The sequence below is a fragment of the Synechococcus sp. J7-Johnson genome, from assembly GCF_024345795.1.
In the GTDB taxonomy this organism is placed as follows: domain Bacteria; phylum Cyanobacteriota; class Cyanobacteriia; order PCC-6307; family Cyanobiaceae; genus Regnicoccus_A.
The window spans coordinates 1-13,948 of the sequence record NZ_JAGQBU010000047.1 but is presented as its reverse complement, the minus strand read 5'-3'; the positions used below and the strand labels follow the sequence as shown (position 1 = coordinate 13,948).

At 64.7% G+C, this 13,948-nt stretch carries 15 protein-coding genes; 3 read left to right on the top strand and 12 right to left on the bottom strand.

Annotated elements, in window-relative coordinates; translation table 11 throughout:
- Positions 1 to 196: 196 nt before the first annotated feature.
- From KBY93_RS15160 to KBY93_RS15150, 3 genes are all read right to left on the bottom strand, one after another.
- Positions 197 to 724 (bottom strand): NADPH-dependent FMN reductase, encoded by a 528-nt coding sequence (locus KBY93_RS15160; RefSeq protein WP_255095262.1) that lies wholly within the window; start codon positions 722 to 724, stop codon positions 197 to 199.
- A gap of 144 nt (positions 725 to 868) precedes the next feature.
- Positions 869 to 1,105, bottom strand: coding sequence for a chlorophyll a/b-binding protein (locus KBY93_RS15155; protein ID WP_255095261.1), 237 nt, complete (start codon positions 1,103 to 1,105; stop codon positions 869 to 871).
- A 233-nt stretch (positions 1,106 to 1,338) separates the two neighbouring features.
- Complete coding sequence (locus KBY93_RS15150) at positions 1,339 to 1,482, bottom strand: chlorophyll a/b-binding protein (protein WP_094554169.1); 144 nt, start codon at positions 1,480 to 1,482, stop codon at positions 1,339 to 1,341.
- A gap of 130 nt (positions 1,483 to 1,612) precedes the next feature.
- Between KBY93_RS15150 and KBY93_RS15145 the strand changes: the two genes are divergently transcribed.
- Positions 1,613 to 4,294, top strand: a complete 2,682-nt coding sequence (locus KBY93_RS15145; protein ID WP_255095260.1) for an HAD-IC family P-type ATPase — start codon at positions 1,613 to 1,615, stop codon at positions 4,292 to 4,294.
- Between the two features lie 51 nt (positions 4,295 to 4,345).
- Positions 4,346 to 5,377: a GTP-binding protein gene (locus KBY93_RS15140; RefSeq protein WP_255095259.1), complete on the top strand. Its 1,032-nt coding sequence runs from the start codon at positions 4,346 to 4,348 to the stop codon at positions 5,375 to 5,377.
- Here the strand turns inward: KBY93_RS15140 and KBY93_RS15135 are convergent.
- The 5 genes from KBY93_RS15135 to KBY93_RS15115 form a co-directional block, all read right to left on the bottom strand.
- Positions 5,347 to 6,195, bottom strand: a complete 849-nt coding sequence (locus tag KBY93_RS15135) for a metal ABC transporter permease (protein ID WP_255095258.1) — start codon at positions 6,193 to 6,195, stop codon at positions 5,347 to 5,349. The two genes, KBY93_RS15140 and KBY93_RS15135, sit on opposite strands and share 31 nt — an antisense overlap.
- Positions 6,188 to 6,991, bottom strand: a complete 804-nt coding sequence (locus KBY93_RS15130; protein ID WP_255095257.1) for a metal ABC transporter ATP-binding protein — start codon at positions 6,989 to 6,991, stop codon at positions 6,188 to 6,190. The genes KBY93_RS15135 and KBY93_RS15130 overlap by 8 nt, the downstream gene beginning before the upstream one ends.
- Positions 6,988 to 8,022, bottom strand: a complete 1,035-nt coding sequence (locus tag KBY93_RS15125) for a metal ABC transporter solute-binding protein, Zn/Mn family (protein WP_255095256.1) — start codon at positions 8,020 to 8,022, stop codon at positions 6,988 to 6,990. The genes KBY93_RS15130 and KBY93_RS15125 overlap by 4 nt, the downstream gene beginning before the upstream one ends.
- A gap of 182 nt (positions 8,023 to 8,204) precedes the next feature.
- Positions 8,205 to 9,233 carry a WD40 repeat domain-containing protein gene (locus KBY93_RS15120; protein ID WP_255095264.1) on the bottom strand — a complete coding sequence of 343 codons (1,029 nt, stop codon included), beginning with the start codon at positions 9,231 to 9,233 and terminating at the stop codon, positions 8,205 to 8,207.
- A 27-nt stretch (positions 9,234 to 9,260) separates the two neighbouring features.
- On the bottom strand, positions 9,261 to 10,244 hold the full coding sequence (locus KBY93_RS15115; protein WP_255095255.1) for a GTP-binding protein: 984 nt from the start codon (positions 10,242 to 10,244) through the stop codon (positions 9,261 to 9,263).
- 134 nt (positions 10,245 to 10,378) lie between these two features.
- Here KBY93_RS15115 and KBY93_RS15110 point away from each other — a divergent pair, with 134 nt between their 5' ends.
- On the top strand, positions 10,379 to 11,566 hold the full coding sequence (locus KBY93_RS15110) for an FAD-dependent oxidoreductase (RefSeq protein WP_255095254.1): 1,188 nt from the start codon (positions 10,379 to 10,381) through the stop codon (positions 11,564 to 11,566).
- Between the two features lie 27 nt (positions 11,567 to 11,593).
- Here the strand turns inward: KBY93_RS15110 and KBY93_RS15105 are convergent, their stop codons facing one another.
- From KBY93_RS15105 to KBY93_RS15095, 4 genes are all read right to left on the bottom strand, one after another.
- Entirely contained in the window at positions 11,594 to 12,037 is a 444-nt protein-coding gene (locus tag KBY93_RS15105; protein WP_255095253.1) for a hypothetical protein, read from the bottom strand.
- Positions 12,037 to 12,177, bottom strand: coding sequence for a DUF3721 domain-containing protein (locus KBY93_RS15100; RefSeq protein ID WP_261355537.1), 141 nt, complete (start codon positions 12,175 to 12,177; stop codon positions 12,037 to 12,039). The genes KBY93_RS15105 and KBY93_RS15100 overlap by 1 nt, the downstream gene beginning before the upstream one ends.
- Positions 12,178 to 12,358: 181 nt before the next feature.
- Positions 12,359 to 12,646: a DsrE family protein gene (locus KBY93_RS16330; protein WP_399223327.1), complete on the bottom strand. Its 288-nt coding sequence runs from the start codon at positions 12,644 to 12,646 to the stop codon at positions 12,359 to 12,361.
- 150 nt (positions 12,647 to 12,796) lie between these two features.
- On the bottom strand, positions 12,797 to 13,537 hold the full coding sequence (locus tag KBY93_RS15095; protein ID WP_255095252.1) for a TIGR02117 family protein: 741 nt from the start codon (positions 13,535 to 13,537) through the stop codon (positions 12,797 to 12,799).
- Positions 13,538 to 13,948 lie beyond the last annotated feature (411 nt).

Genomic DNA, 13,948 nt, shown 5'->3' with positions numbered 1-13,948 from the left:
GACTGGCTGGATTTCAGTCGATTCGAGCCGGAATGCAGGCCGTAACTCACGACATCACGGCGCTACTGGCGATGGCGACGAGGAAGCCAGAACCAAGCTCGAGTTAAGACTTTGAATCAGCCCTGCAGGTTCTGGGCCGCGGTGTTCAGCCCGATATTTGCTGAGGTCTTCCCTCACGCGGCACTGGAGGGGAGGATCATGGTTGGGGCACGCGAAGGTGGTGCAGTCGTGTGATCAGATCGGCGATGGAGTCGTCTTTGGCGGGATGGCTGCTGTTGCTCACCAGCTGACGGCCCACCACATGGGCACCCAGGTGGGCGAGCTGCAGCCGCAGGGCCGTCAGCACGGTGTGGCCGCCACCGCCGGAGTGCGTGGCGATCGCTACGGGACGACCATTGAACAGGGCTCTGAAGTCGTCGCCCTGCACCGACAGCCAGGCAATGGCACTGGTGAGCACCGGCGGTATCGAGCCGTTGTACTCCGGAGCACAGATCACCCAGCGGGGGTAAGCACTGAGAAGTGCCTCCAGATCGGCCAGCGCAGGCGGTGTGCCGGCTGCCTGGGCGCGCGGCGTGAACAGAGTCAGCGAGACGGTGGTCAGGTCCAGTACCTCGGCGGAATGTCCCTGTTCCCTGGCAGCGGAGGCAAAGCGCTCAGCCAGCTTGAGGTTCTCTCCATTGCTGGCGGCGATCACCAGGAGATCAGGGGTCTGGGGCAGGTTCATGGCCGGTTATCGAGGTTCTTTATCAAAGCTGGATCTAAAGTATCCCCGTGCTCAGCGATGACTACCGCGAGGCATTGACGACACATACGACAAAACCCCAGGCAGTGCCAGGGGTTTTGAAGTGTTTGCCCTTTGGCGTGAGCGTCAGAAGCAGAAAGGCAGAAACTGGGTGCGGCAGGCGGCGTAACCGTCCACCAGGGGTCCGAGACCGATCTGGTGGGCAATCCCGAAGCCAGTGAGGCCTTCGACCACAACGCCGATCACGATGCCGACCATGGCAGCGCGGCCATTGAAGAGCTCGGCGCGCTTGAGCTGATCCAGGTGGATCTGCTGTTCGGTGGGCTGCTGGAAGCGTGAGGCGTCGACTGGAGTGTTGGTCATGGGTTCCTGAGGTGAATGGAAGAGGGCTGAAGCGTCAGTCAGCAACTTCTGGCTGAAGCAGGGCGCCGGCGAGCCAGGTGCCGAACAGGACGACGGTGAGGGTGGCGGCGATCATCGTGATGACTGAGATAGGTCGCTGGGGCGACTGAGCAGGTAAGTCACCATGCCTGTCAGAACAACGACGAGGACGATGACGGCGGCGGTGGCTGCGGTGTAGTCGGTGCTCATGGCGATCAGCCCAGTCCGATCTGGGAGAGGATGCCCTGGCCGGTGAGCAGCTCGGTACCCAGGCCGATCACGAAGCCGAGCATGGCGAGGCGGCCATTCCAGGTTTCGGCGAAAGCGACAAAACCGAAGCGGGAAGCGGAGTCAGCCATGTGTGTTACGGATTGTTGCGACAACTGTAACAGGTTGCTAAGCGTTGTGGCAATGGCCCCCTCTGCCAGGCGCTCGGCTGAATCCGCCCGCTTGCGGCAAGGTTGAGCGCGAGTTTTGCCCTGATCAGTGATGGTGCTGCTGTCCGCGCCAGCCCATGCTCTGCCGGTGGCCGAGGTGGTCGCTGGCCTGAGCAGCGATGCCGCCGAGGGGCTCAACCCGGCAGAAGCCCAGCGGCGGCTGGCGGCCTTCGGCCCCAACAGCCTTACCAACCGCGGCGGCAAGCCCGCTTGGCTCAAGTTCTTGCTGCAGTTCAACAACCCGCTGCTGATCACTCTGCTGGTGGTGGGCGCTGTGAAGGCGCTGCTCGGCCATCCCCGCGATGCCCTCGTTATCTGGAGCGTCACGGTGATCAACGCCGTGATCGGGTTCGTGCAGGAGAGCAAGGCTGAGAGCGCCATCGCTGCCCTGGCGCGAGCAGTGCACACGGAGGTGGAGGTGGAGGTGGTGCGTGGCGGGGTGCGCCAGCGGCTGCCATCCGAGCGGCTGGTGGTGGGTGATCTGGTGCGGCTCGAGGCGGGGGCGCGGGTTCCGGCCGACCTGCGCCTGGTGTCGGGGCGCAACTTGCATACCGATGAATCAGCCCTCACTGGGGAATCGGTGCCGGTGGGCAAGGGCAGCACCGCTGTCGAGGCCAGCGCGCCCCTGGCGGAGCGCATCGGCATGGCCTACGCCGGCAGTTACGTGACCTCCGGCCAGGGGATGGGCCTGGTGGTGGCGTGTGGTGATGCCACCGAGGTGGGCCGGATCTCCACGTCGCTGCAGGATCAGGTGGATCTCACCACGCCGCTGACGCGCAAGTTCGGGCGCTTCAGCCGCACCTTGTTGAAGGTGATCCTGGTGATGGCCAGCCTCACCTTTCTGGTGGGTATGGCGCGCGGCCGCGGGGCCGACGAGATGTTCGATGGGGCCGTGGCCCTGGCGGTGGGGGCGATTCCGGAGGAGCTGCCGGCGGTCGTGACCATCACCCTGGCGATCGGCGTTCACCGCATGGCACGGCGGCGGGCGATCATCCGCAAGCTGCCGGCGGTGGAGGCCCTCGGCAGCACCACGGTGATCTGCTCCGACAAAACCGGCACGCTCACCCAGAACCGGATGACGGTGCAGCACCTCTACGCCGGCTCTGAGCTGTTGGCGATCGAGGAGCTATGGCCAGGCGAGGCATCCGGCAGTGCCGCCGGCAGCGTGAATGTGGCTCTGCAGGAAACCCTGCTGGCCGGGCTTCTCTGCAACGACGCCCGCCCCAGCAGCCGTGAGGGCCTCCTGGTGGGCGACCCCACCGAAACGGCGTTGCTTGTGGCGGCCAGGGAGGCCGGCATCGATCGACAGGTGGCCCTGGATCGCCATCCCCGCCGGGATGCCATCCCTTTCGAATCTGAACAGCAGTTCATGGCCACCCTCCACGGCAGCGAGCGCATCCTTTTGAAGGGGTCGGTGGAAGTGGTGCTGGGGCGCTGCAGCCGCCAGCTGGATGGCGAAGGTCGGCCCCAGCCTCTCGATCGCCGGGCGATCGAGGCGGCGGTGGCGGCGATGGCGGCCCGAGGCGAGCGGGTGCTGGCCTTCGCCATCGGCCAGGCCCATCCCACCCAGCAGCGGCTAGAGCACCACCACGTGGCGGCCGACCTGAATTTCCTGGGTCTGCAGGGGATGCTGGATCCACCGCGGCCGGAGGCGATCCTGGCGGTGGCGGCCTGCCAGGCGGCCGGCATCACGGTGAAGATGATCACCGGCGACCATCTGGAAACGGCCCGGGCGATCGCCCGCGAGATGGGCATCGGCGGGGCGGAGGTGGAGGCGATCGATGGCCGCCAGCTGGAGGCCATGGCTGCCGATGGGATCGCCGAGCTGGTGGATCGGGTGGATGTGTTCGCCCGGGTGGCGCCGGCCCAGAAGTTGCAGCTGGTTCAGGCCCTGCAGGCCAATGGCGAGGTGGTGGCGATGACCGGCGATGGCGTCAATGACGCCCCGGCTCTCAAGCAGGCCGACATCGGCATCGCCATGGGTGCAGGCGGCACCGAGGTGGCCCGTGAAGCGGCCGACATGCTGCTCACCGATGACAACTTCGCCACGATCGAGGCGGCGGTGGAAGAAGGCCGCACGGTGTACCTCAACCTCCGCAAGACACTCGCCTTCGTGCTGCCGGTGAACGGTGGCGCTTCGATGACGATCCTGCTGGGGGCATTGCTGGGCACGCCCCTGCCGGTGACGGCGCTGCAGGTGCTCTGGCTGAACATGATCACTTCGCTCACCATGTCGATCGCCCTGGCGTTCGAGCCGATCGTGCCGGGGCTGATGCAGCAGCCGCCCCGCCCACCGGATCAGCCGCTGCTCACCGGCGGGCTGATCCGCCGGGTGCTGGTGGTGTCGCTGTTCAACTGGGCGCTGATCTTCGGGCTGTTCTTCTGGAGCGAACGGCGCAGCGGTGACCTGGCCCTGGCCCGCACCATGGCGGTGCAAGGCCTGGTGCTGGCCCATCTGGTGTATCTGGTCAGCATCAGCCAGTTGAGCAGCGCCCTGCTGGCTCTGCCTCGCCTGGGCTGGCGCGCCCTTGCCCAGGCTCCAGCGGTTCTGCTGGCGATCGCGGGCACCATCACGGTGCAGTGGATCTTCAGCCAGACGGAGTGGATGAACCGCTTCTTTGACACGGCAGCCCTCGATCCAGGCGATCTGCTGATCTGTGCCCTGCCGATGCTGCTGATGCTGCCGGTGGCCTGGCTGGGCGAGCGGCTCGACCCCACTGACAGGCCAGAATGAGAACGGTTCTCAGTTATGGTACGGAGCCGAGTGGCTGTTCGCACCATCTCCATGGCCCAGCTCCCCGTCACCCTGCTCACCGGCTTCCTAGGCGCCGGTAAGACCACCTTGCTCAATCACATCCTCAGCAACCAGCAGGGGCTGCGCATCGCGGTGCTGGTGAACGAGTTCGGGGAGGTCGGCATCGACAACGAACTGGTGGTGGCCACCAGCGACGCCATGGTGGAGCTCAGCAACGGCTGCATCTGCTGCTCGATCAACGGGGAGCTTCAGGAGGCCGTGCAGCGGGTGCTCGAGCGCCCGGATCCGATCGACTACATCGTGGTGGAAACCACCGGTCTGGCCGATCCCCTGCCGGTCGCCATGACCTTCATGGCCGGTGACTTCCGCGACCAGCTTCGGCTCGATTCGATCATCACCCTTATCGATGCCGAGCACTTCAACGCCACCGCCCTTGAGAGCCCGATCGCCAGGGCCCAGGTGGTGTACGGCGACATCCTGCTGCTCAACAAGTGCGATCTGGTGGAGGAGGAGCGGCTAGCTGAGGTGGAGGCCAGCCTGCGCGAGATCAAGGTCGATGCCCGCATCCTGCGTGCCGATCACGGCGCCGTGCCGCTGGCCATGCTGCTGAGCGTGGGGCTGTTCGAAACAGATCGCCTGGCGGAATTGCAGGCCCTGGAGGACACCCGCGAAGACGACCACAAGCACCACGATCGCGATCACGATCACGATCACGGGACCGATCATCACCATCACGGGACCCACGATCACCACGCCCATACCCCGGAGCTGGAGGGTTTCAGCTCTGTTTCCCTGGCGGTGGAGGCGCCGTTTGATCTGCGCCGCTTTCAGAATTTTCTCGACAACCAGCTCCCCGAAACGGTGTTCCGCGCCAAGGGAGTGCTCTGGTTCCGCGAGAGCAACCGCCGCCATCTGTTTCACCTCTGCGGCAAGCGCTTCACCATCGACGATTCCGACTGGCCCGAGGGCACTTCCCGCCACACCAAGGTGGTGGCCATCGGCAAAGGCCTGGATCAACACACCCTCAGAGCTCAGCTCGAGGCCTGCGTGGTGGCGCCATGAGCATTTATCTGACTGACCAGCAGGGCCAGCACAAAGCCAGCGAACTGCACGATCACCACACAGGGGCCTGAGGGCAGATTGGTGAGGCCCGAGCCCAGCAACCCCACCAGGGCACATCCCCCACCCATGGTGGCCGAAGTGAGCATGTACATCGGGAAGCGGCGGCTCAGCAGCCGGCCGGCACAGGCCGGGATCACCACGAAGGCACTGATCAGCAGCACCCCCACTGCCTTGATCGAGACGGCCACCACCACCGCCAGCAAGACAATGAAGGCCAGGCGATGCCAGTTGGCTCGGACGCCGAACGCCCCGGCCAGGTCGTTGTTGAGGGTCAGCAACACCTGGGCCCTGAGGCTCAGGGCCAGGTAGGCCATCGCACCGAGCAACAGCACGGCGATCACGGCCAGGTCCGGCCAACCGATGCCGAGGATGTCTCCGAACAGCAGCTGCTGGATGCCACCCCGGTAGGTCTCCACCAGGCTCAGGGCCACCACCGCAAAGGCCAGGGAGGTGGAGTAGACGATGTTGAGCAGGGCATCGGCCGGCAGGCGGCTGCGTTGGACCAACTGGTTGACCAGCAGCGCAAAGATCACGGCAAAGGGGACCAGCACCAGGGTGGGGTTGATGCCCAGCAGGATGCCGAGGCTGATGCCAAGCAGGGCGGAGTGACCCAGGGCATCGCTGAAGAACGACAGCTGCCGCAGCACCGCAAAGCTGCCCAACAAGCCGCCCAGGGCGCCGGTGAGCAGGCCACCGATCAGGGCCCGTTGCATGAACGGCTGGGCCAGCACCAGGGTGAGCGCCGCTGGATCAGCCATGGGCGTCACCGCTGCTGGGGCTGTGCTGGTGGCGGTAGGGCACCACATTCGGCCCGTAGAGCTCAGCCAGCCGCGCCGGGCTGAGGGCATAGTCGGGCACGCCGCTGCAGCGCAGGCGCCGGTTCAGGCAGAGCACCTGATCACAGCTGCGGCGCACCATCTCCAGATCGTGCGAGACCTGCAGCACGGTCCAGCCCTCCTGGCGGCGGAGCTCCAGCAACAGCTGGTGAAACTGCTCGCTCGACGGGGCATCGAGGCCGGCCTGGGCCTCATCGAGCACCAGCAGCTGCCGGGGCCGCACCACGCAGAAGGCCAGCAGCACCCGCTTGAGCTGTCCGCCGGAGAGCTCGCTCAGCAGCCGTTTGCCCAGATCGCGGCAACCGGTGCGCTCCAGGGCCCGCTGCACCGCCCCATGGCGGCGTTGGCCAACGGCCCAGGGAAGGCGCGGGCCAGGCGGATCGAAACCGAAGCCCACGAATTCCGCCACGCTGAGGGGGAAACGCCCTTGCAGCGCCAGGCTCTGGGGCAGGTAGGCAATCTGGGCGCGAACCGAACGGGGCAGCTGACCGGCAGGCCCGAGGGCGTGGCCCATGATGCGCACCGTCCCCGACGCTCTGGGCAGCAAACCCAGCAGGGCTGCCACCAAGGTGCTCTTCCCCGCTCCATTGGGGCCGACCAGGGCGGTGTCCGTTTCGCGGGCCAGCTGGAAGCTCACCGCATCCACGGCCAGTAGACCGTCGCGCTCAACGGTCAGTCCCTGCACCGCCAGGACCGGAGCGGCCGTGGAGCTGCTCATCCGCCGAAGGCCTGGCGCAGATCCGCCACATTGCGGCGCATCACGCTGAAGTAGGTGCCGGGATCACGAGAGGCCTGCTCGCTGGCTGTCTCCATCGGATCGAACACGCTGACCCGCACTCCCAGGTCCTTCGCCAGGGCATTGAAGGAGCGGTTGCCCTCCTGGGGTTCACTGAGCAGGGCTTGCAGCTGGCTGCGCTCCACGATCTCACTCACCCGCTGCAGATCGGCGGGGGTGGGATTGATCTCGGGCACGTCCACCACGAACTCCGCCTTCAGGCCGAAGCGCTCGGCGAAGTAGGGGGCGAAGTCGTGGAAGGCCACGAAGGTCTTGCCCTGGAAGGGCTTGAGCTGGCCGGCGATCTCGGTGTTGAGCGCCCTGAGCTGGGTGGTGTAGGCCTCCGCATTGCGGCGATAGCCCTCGGCGCAACTGGGATCGGCCTTGACCAGGCCGTCACGGATGGTCTCCACCTGCTGCACCGCCCGCAGCGGATCGAGCCAGATGTGGGGGTTCACCGCGCCGTGGGTGTGGCCGTGTCCGTGGCCGTGGCCCGTCTCGTGGCTGTGCTCGGCGTCAACCTCAGCCTTTGCGTCTGTGTGGCCTGGTTCCTCCGGCGAATCGATCGTGGCTACCCCGCGGCTGGAGTCGATCACCTTCAGTGCAGGGTTCTCGGCTGATGCCACGAGCTTGTCGAGGAAGCCCTCCATCTCAAGGCCGTTCTTGACCAGCACCTTTGCCTCACGCAGTGCAGCCAGATCCCCCGGTCTGGCCTGAAAGTCGTGGGGGCCACTGCTGGCAGGGATCAGGGCCTTCACCTCGGCGCAGTCGCCCGCTACGGCGCGGCTGAACAGGGTGATCGGCAGGAAGGTGGTGACCACTTTGATGCTCTTGCCACTGGAGCCGGGGCTGGAGCTGGAGGCGGGGCTGGTGCTGGAGTCATTGGTCTGCAGTTGCGCGGCGCCGCAGGCCACCAGGACGAGAGACAGCCCCAGCAGACCCGTGCGTCGCAGACAAGAGAGGAGCAAGCTCATCAGCATTCAGGAAGCAGAAATGGAAGACCCACCAGCGGCAGCCAAGGCCACGGCCGTCACCGCAGCAGGAATCGAGATGAGAATCATTCTCATAGTAGTGGAGCCCTCATCACCTGCATGGGCCAGCTGCCGCCTGAGCTCCTGCTCAACCAAAGCCGGCCCCGCCGGAGCGGCGCTGACGTTCACTGCTGGGCACCGCCACCGGCCATAGCCACCAGCGGCCCTGGTCGCCGCCGGCCATCGGGTCGCCAGGCAAGGGCATTGAAGCCCTGGCCCTCGCCCTCGAGCGGTTGCCGCATACGGCCGCGGCCATCCCAGAGGGCCACCGAGCCATCGGCGGATGCAGTGGCCAGCAGGCTGCTGCCGGGGGCAAAGGCCAGGGCATTCACCCGCTGCTGATGCCAGAGCAGGGGCTCAGGCTTCCAGCCACGTTCGCCCCGATCCCCCTGCTGCCAGAGCACCACCGTGTCACCTGAGGCCACCGCCAGAGGCGGCGCCAGTCGACCAGGTTGATCACTCCAGGCCAGGCCCCGCACCTTGGCGGGAAAGCCGCTGAACTGCCAGGGCTGCCCTCGGCCCGCTTCAGGCCAGAGCAGTAAGGAGCGATCCATCTGGCCACAGGCCAGCAGGTCAGCGATCGGAGAAAAGGCCAGGGCCAGCCCCGCCGAAGCGGTGGGCGCACGCAGGGGTTGCGCCGCCGCCGACCCTTCGGGCTGCCACAGGGCCAGCTCGCCATGGCAGCTGGCCGCCAGCTGCAGGCCGTCGGCACTCCAGGCCAGGGTCTGCACCGTGCCAGGCAGGTCCAGAGTCTCGAGGCGCCACTGGCGGACAGCTCCATCCCAGATGCGCACCTGGCGGCCAGCGGCCACCGCCAGCAGCAAACCCCGGGGCTGCAAGGCCGCCGCATCGAGCCAGCCGCATCCCAGGGGCATGGGCTGGAGGGCCATCGGGCTGATGCCGCTGCCGCCCAGCTCCCAGAGCAGCAGCTCACCGGCCTGACCCACCGCCATCAGGAACTGGCCATCGGCGCTGAAGCCGATCGCATCGAGGCTGCTGTCCTGTTCAGCGCGCAGCAGATCCTCGCAACCGGCGCGGAAGTCGAGCAGCAGCAGTTCTCCGCCGGCACTGGCGATCGCCAGGAACTCACCGTCGCCCGACCAGCTCAGGGCGGTGATCGCCTGCTGCAGCTCACCGCAGAGCCGCTCGCTCACCAAGGCCGCTGGCGCTGCCACCGTCGCTCAGGCCACACAGCTGCTGAAGCCGGCCCGCAGTCTGTCGGCATCGAGATCACGGCCGATGATCACGAACTGGGTGCAGCGCCGCTCGCCGTCCTTCCAGGGGCGGTCGAAATCGCCGTCCAGAAGCATGTGCACCGACTGGAACACATAGCGATTGTCCTCACCCTGGAGCTGGATGATCCCCTTCATCCGGAACAGATCAGGGCCCCGCTCGGCCACCAGATCCGACAGCCATGTGCCCAGCCTGTCCAGATCCATGGGCCGCTCCTCCACAAAGGCCAGCGAGCCCACGGAATCGTCGTGCTCGTGCGCATGTTCCTCCAGCAGGAAACCCGGATCGAGGCTGAGGGCCCGCTCCAGCTCGAAGGCCTCCACACCCAGGATCTGGTCCATGGGCACATCGGCGCCGCTGGTCGTCAGCAGCCTGGCCACTGGGTTGATCGCCCGGATCCTCTGCTCGATCGAGCGACGCTCGCTCTCATCCACCAGGTCGGTCTTGTTGAGCACCAGCACATCGGCAAAGGCCAGCTGCTCCTGCACTTCCTCGGCCTCCCAGTGCTGGAGCACGTGCTTGAGATCCACCAGGGTGACCACCGCATCGAGCCGCAGCTCATCGCGCAGATCCTCATCCACGAAGAAGGTCTGAATCACCGGTGCCGGATCGGCCAGACCGGGGGTTTCAATCACCAGGTGATCAAAGCGATCCCGGCGCTTCATTAGGTTGCCGATGATGCGGATCAGATCACCACGAACGGTGCAGCAGATGCAGCCGTTGTTCATCTCGAAGATCTCCTCATCGGCATCGATCACCAGCTGGTTGTCGATGCCCACTTCGCCGAACTCGTTGACGATCACAGCCACCTTCAGGCCGTGCTCGTGGGTGAGGATCCGGTTCAACAGCGTGGTCTTGCCGGCGCCCAGATAGCCGGTGAGCACGGTCACCGGCAGACGTTCGGCGGCTGGAACAGCGCTGGAGAAGGCCATGGCAGGGGTGTGGACACCGGGTCCATAGGTGAGAATGGTTGTCGTTCTAGCAAGAATGGGGCCTTCCGCCTGGGCGCCGCTTCTCTGATGAGCCTGTTCAAGCCGCCTGCAGTGCCGCCGCATCCAGATCAGTCATGGCTGAGCTGGTGATCGCCGGGGCCGGTCCCCAGGCCCTCACGCTCTGTTGTCAGCTGCTGCAGAAAAGGCCCCAGTGGCGCCGGCAACTGCGGGTGCTCGACCCCACGGGCAGCTGGCTGTCGCGCTGGCATGGGCAGATGCGCAGCTGTGAAATTCCCTGGCTGCGCTCCCCCTCGCCCCACCATCCGCACCCCAACCCCCATGCCCTGCGCCGCTTCGCCCAGGAACGGCAGCGCAGCCATCACCTGGACGGTCCCTATGGCCTGCCCCACACGGACCTCTTCGCCGACTTCTGTCGCAGCGTCGTGGCCGACTTTCTGCTGGGTGACCAGGTGCAGGCGGCCTCGGTGCAGCAGATCCGACTGGGTCACTCAGGGCCCGCATCGCTGGAGCTGGTCCTTAGTGATGGTGCCGTTGTGGCGGCCCGCCGGCTGGTGATCGCCACGGGTGCCGGCGCGCCCGTGCTGCCGGGCTGGGTTCGGACTATTCCGGGGTCGCACCCGGCCCAGGCCCTGCAACACAGTCAGACGATCGATCTGGCTGCCTGCCAGGGGTTGCAGGGACAACAGGTCCTGATCGTGGGAGGCGGTCTCACCAGCGCCCATCTGGCCTTGGGCGCCCTGCGGCGTGGGGCCCGAGTCAGCCTGCTGTGCCGCCGGGAACTGCGCAGCCAACCTTTCGATGCGGACCCGGGCTGGCTGGGCCCGAAACACCTCAAAGCCTTTCGAGCTGAACCGTGCTGGCACCGCCGCCGTCAGCAGGTGCTGGCTGCTCGTGATGGCGGCTCGATCACGCCCCAGCTGTCTGTTCAGCTGCATCAGGCGCGCCGGCAGGGCAGCCTGCAGCTCCACGAGCACTGTCAGGTGCAGGAGGCTGCATGGCGTGCAGGCCAGTGGCAGATTTTCTGCCGCGATGGCAGTGGCCTGCAGGCCGATCGCCTCTGGCTGGCCACCGGCTTCCACCCGGGAGTGAGCCACCAGCCGCTGCTGCGCCAGTTGCTGGATCAGCGGCCCATCGAGCTGATCGACGACTGGCCCGTCCTCACCCCTGATCTGCGCTGGCCCGGCACCAACGTGCACCTCATGGGAGGGCTGACGGCGCTGCAGCTGGGTCCGGCAGCGCGCAACCTGTTCGGGGGGCGGGAGGCGTCAGAGCGCATCTGTCGCGGGGCCATCAAGGCCTGATCGACGTTTGGATCCAGTCCGTGATGGTCAGTGTTGTGGGTGCTCACGGCAGGGCATCCACAGCGAACCCATGGCATGGACGCCCTCGCACCCCAGTTCCTTCGCCTTCTGGAGCGCCACCTGTTTGCTCTGGTAGGCATAAACGTTCTGTGTGGCCCCTTGCTGCCCGTGGTGTTGATGAACCTGCCCGCTTTGGCTCCCCAGACTGAAGGGCCCCATACCCTCGATCCCAACCCACCAGACACCCATCACGTTCACCCCAGCGATCAGGATGCCCATGCCCACCACAGAGGCATTGATCACTCCCATGGCCACGGCGCCGATGCTCAACACCCCCATCGGCACGACGCCGATGCTGACCACACCCATGGGCACGATGCCGATCGAGATGATGCCCAGGGGGGCAATGCCGATGGCAACGATCTTCGGTCGACCACTACAAGCCGGTGGCGATACAACTGGAGTTGTCATCAGTGCGCAGCTGGGCTGGAGTGGCCACCGGAGGCCTCGCCGTGGCTGGCGCATGGCATCCACTGGTTGCCCATCTTGTGGGCGCCCTTGCAGTTGAAATGCTTGGCGGCAGCTTCAGCCTCAGCTTTTGTGGCGAACATCGCCTTCTGCGCCCCCTGGCCAGCTTGCTGAGCGCACGCGGGTCCGGCGTAAAGGCCGGCAATGAGCCCGCCAATGGCAGCAAGCGAGGTGAGGACCTGTCGGTGGTGTGTCATGGAGGTGGCAAACACTCGATTGATCTTTGCAGAGGCGGTGGCGTTGATTATTCTTTTGAAGTCAGGATTACCAGCCGAGGGCCTGAGATCCCTGGCGGAAGAGGGCCGCACCTGTCTTGGTCGGGTTGTCGATTTGCAGGCTGTTCAGTAACTCTGCTTCGCTTTTCCCGTAGTGCTTCATGCAAAGAGGACAGATCAAAACGGTGCCGCCTGAAGCAAGCAGCTCCGCAATCAGGCCCTGCCGCTCGGTGAGAGAAGCTGCTTTGGTCCTGGATCCCACCAAGACGCCACGATAGTTGAGGAAGATCGTGACGGGGTGACCGAGAGCCGGTAAAGCCCAGCCGCCTACCCACATTCATCGGTGTTGTGCCCATCTCCCTTCATCCTGGTTGGCGCGCAGCACCAGGTGGAAAGTGCTGGTGCACAGCGCTAAAACAACGATCCCAACTCATTCGATTGCCGTCTTCTTTCTCGGCAAACGGCTGCGCAGCCTTGTTCCTCACTATTAAAGTGAGGATCCTGAGGCGGCCTTATCGCGTTGCATCCTCTTGAGCGAGGGGATGGGGGGCAAAGCGCATTGGTGACGAAGCTCTCGGATAGCGCTCATCACCTTCGTAGGGGTTTGGTAAAAAGACGAAGATACGTTCATCCCGGCACTCTGCAATCCTTTGGCAGTCCAGTTGTTGCACGTATGCAACAAGGAAAAGCGCTCCTCTCCTGCATAGAACTGACTGTTGCCGTAAAGGCCACGCTTGAGGCGGACAATGCGTCCTTGATGGTCACGGGCAAAACTGTTTGCCACAAATGCTACGAGAGAAGAAACTTGCTGATCGGTTAAACAAGTGCTAACGACTTCGCTTGCTCCAAAGAATTCACTCGGAGAGCCTGGGATAGCAACCATGTGCATAACAGCACCTTCCGAGAGGAATATCGCTTGCAAGGTCAGGCCGATTGATATTTCCCGTGATTGGTAAAATTCTTTATCGCCCCAGCCAATTTCATAGTAAGCAGCATCACCAAAATGCTCCTTGAGCCCAGGAATGGCTTTATTCAGATGACCGGCTGGAATGACAAGGCCAGTATGCAATCCATGTCTTACGACGAATGTCTGATGCGAACGAATAGCATCAGGCAATGAGACTGTTGGTTTTACGGCATACGGCTTCTCTGAGCATGAACTCACTGCAAGCGCTGCAAGAATCAATCCAGCCAGCTTCATGGCGATGTTGCTGTCAAATAGATTCACTGACGCGCAAGCGCCGTCTCCATTCTCTACACCACCCTAATCCTGCCCATCCAGTTGCTGTTGACATGCCCAACACTGGCGACGCCCGCCTGGCCGACTGACGGCCCTTACCGATGAAGGCTGGTCTATGCCGCTGGACTGACCCTGGCGGAGGAGCTGAGTGGGGAGTGAGGTGCCCCTCGCATTGGCGAAACTCCCAACCATTGCACTGCAGGAGTTCCAGCCGAGATGCCAGGTGCCGAAGGAAATGGGTCGCCTTCTTATCTTGCGCGACCAAGGCGTCTGCCTAACGAACAAGGATAGATCGTGCGCAGCCACGATCTTATCCGGTGGTTGGACTAGCCCTTTTCGCTATTGACCAGTGGCTTACGGTAGATACGTCGGCCCGAATCTCAGCTTTCCTTCTGAATT

What these genes read in the sequence shown, in the direction of transcription:
- KBY93_RS15160 (WP_255095262.1), bottom strand. Translation starts at nt 724, where the DNA reads ATGAACCTGCCCCAGACCCCTGATCTCCTGGTGATCGCCGCCAGCAAT.
- KBY93_RS15155 (WP_255095261.1), bottom strand. Translation starts at nt 1,105, where the DNA reads ATGACCAACACTCCAGTCGACGCCTCACGCTTCCAGCAGCCCACCGAA.
- KBY93_RS15150 (WP_094554169.1), bottom strand. Translation starts at nt 1,482, where the DNA reads ATGGCTGACTCCGCTTCCCGCTTCGGTTTTGTCGCTTTCGCCGAAACC.
- KBY93_RS15145 (WP_255095260.1), top strand. Translation starts at nt 1,613, where the DNA reads ATGGTGCTGCTGTCCGCGCCAGCCCATGCTCTGCCGGTGGCCGAGGTG.
- KBY93_RS15140 (WP_255095259.1), top strand. Translation starts at nt 4,346, where the DNA reads ATGGCCCAGCTCCCCGTCACCCTGCTCACCGGCTTCCTAGGCGCCGGT.
- KBY93_RS15135 (WP_255095258.1), bottom strand. Translation starts at nt 6,195, where the DNA reads ATGGCTGATCCAGCGGCGCTCACCCTGGTGCTGGCCCAGCCGTTCATG.
- KBY93_RS15130 (WP_255095257.1), bottom strand. Translation starts at nt 6,991, where the DNA reads ATGAGCAGCTCCACGGCCGCTCCGGTCCTGGCGGTGCAGGGACTGACC.
- KBY93_RS15125 (WP_255095256.1), bottom strand. Translation starts at nt 8,022, where the DNA reads ATGAGCTTGCTCCTCTCTTGTCTGCGACGCACGGGTCTGCTGGGGCTG.
- KBY93_RS15115 (WP_255095255.1), bottom strand. Translation starts at nt 10,244, where the DNA reads ATGGCCTTCTCCAGCGCTGTTCCAGCCGCCGAACGTCTGCCGGTGACC.
- KBY93_RS15110 (WP_255095254.1), top strand. Translation starts at nt 10,379, where the DNA reads ATGGCTGAGCTGGTGATCGCCGGGGCCGGTCCCCAGGCCCTCACGCTC.
- KBY93_RS15105 (WP_255095253.1), bottom strand. Translation starts at nt 12,037, where the DNA reads ATGACAACTCCAGTTGTATCGCCACCGGCTTGTAGTGGTCGACCGAAG.
- KBY93_RS15100 (WP_261355537.1), bottom strand. Translation starts at nt 12,177, where the DNA reads ATGTTCGCCACAAAAGCTGAGGCTGAAGCTGCCGCCAAGCATTTCAAC.
- KBY93_RS16330 (WP_399223327.1), bottom strand. Translation starts at nt 12,646, where the DNA reads ATGTGGGTAGGCGGCTGGGCTTTACCGGCTCTCGGTCACCCCGTCACG.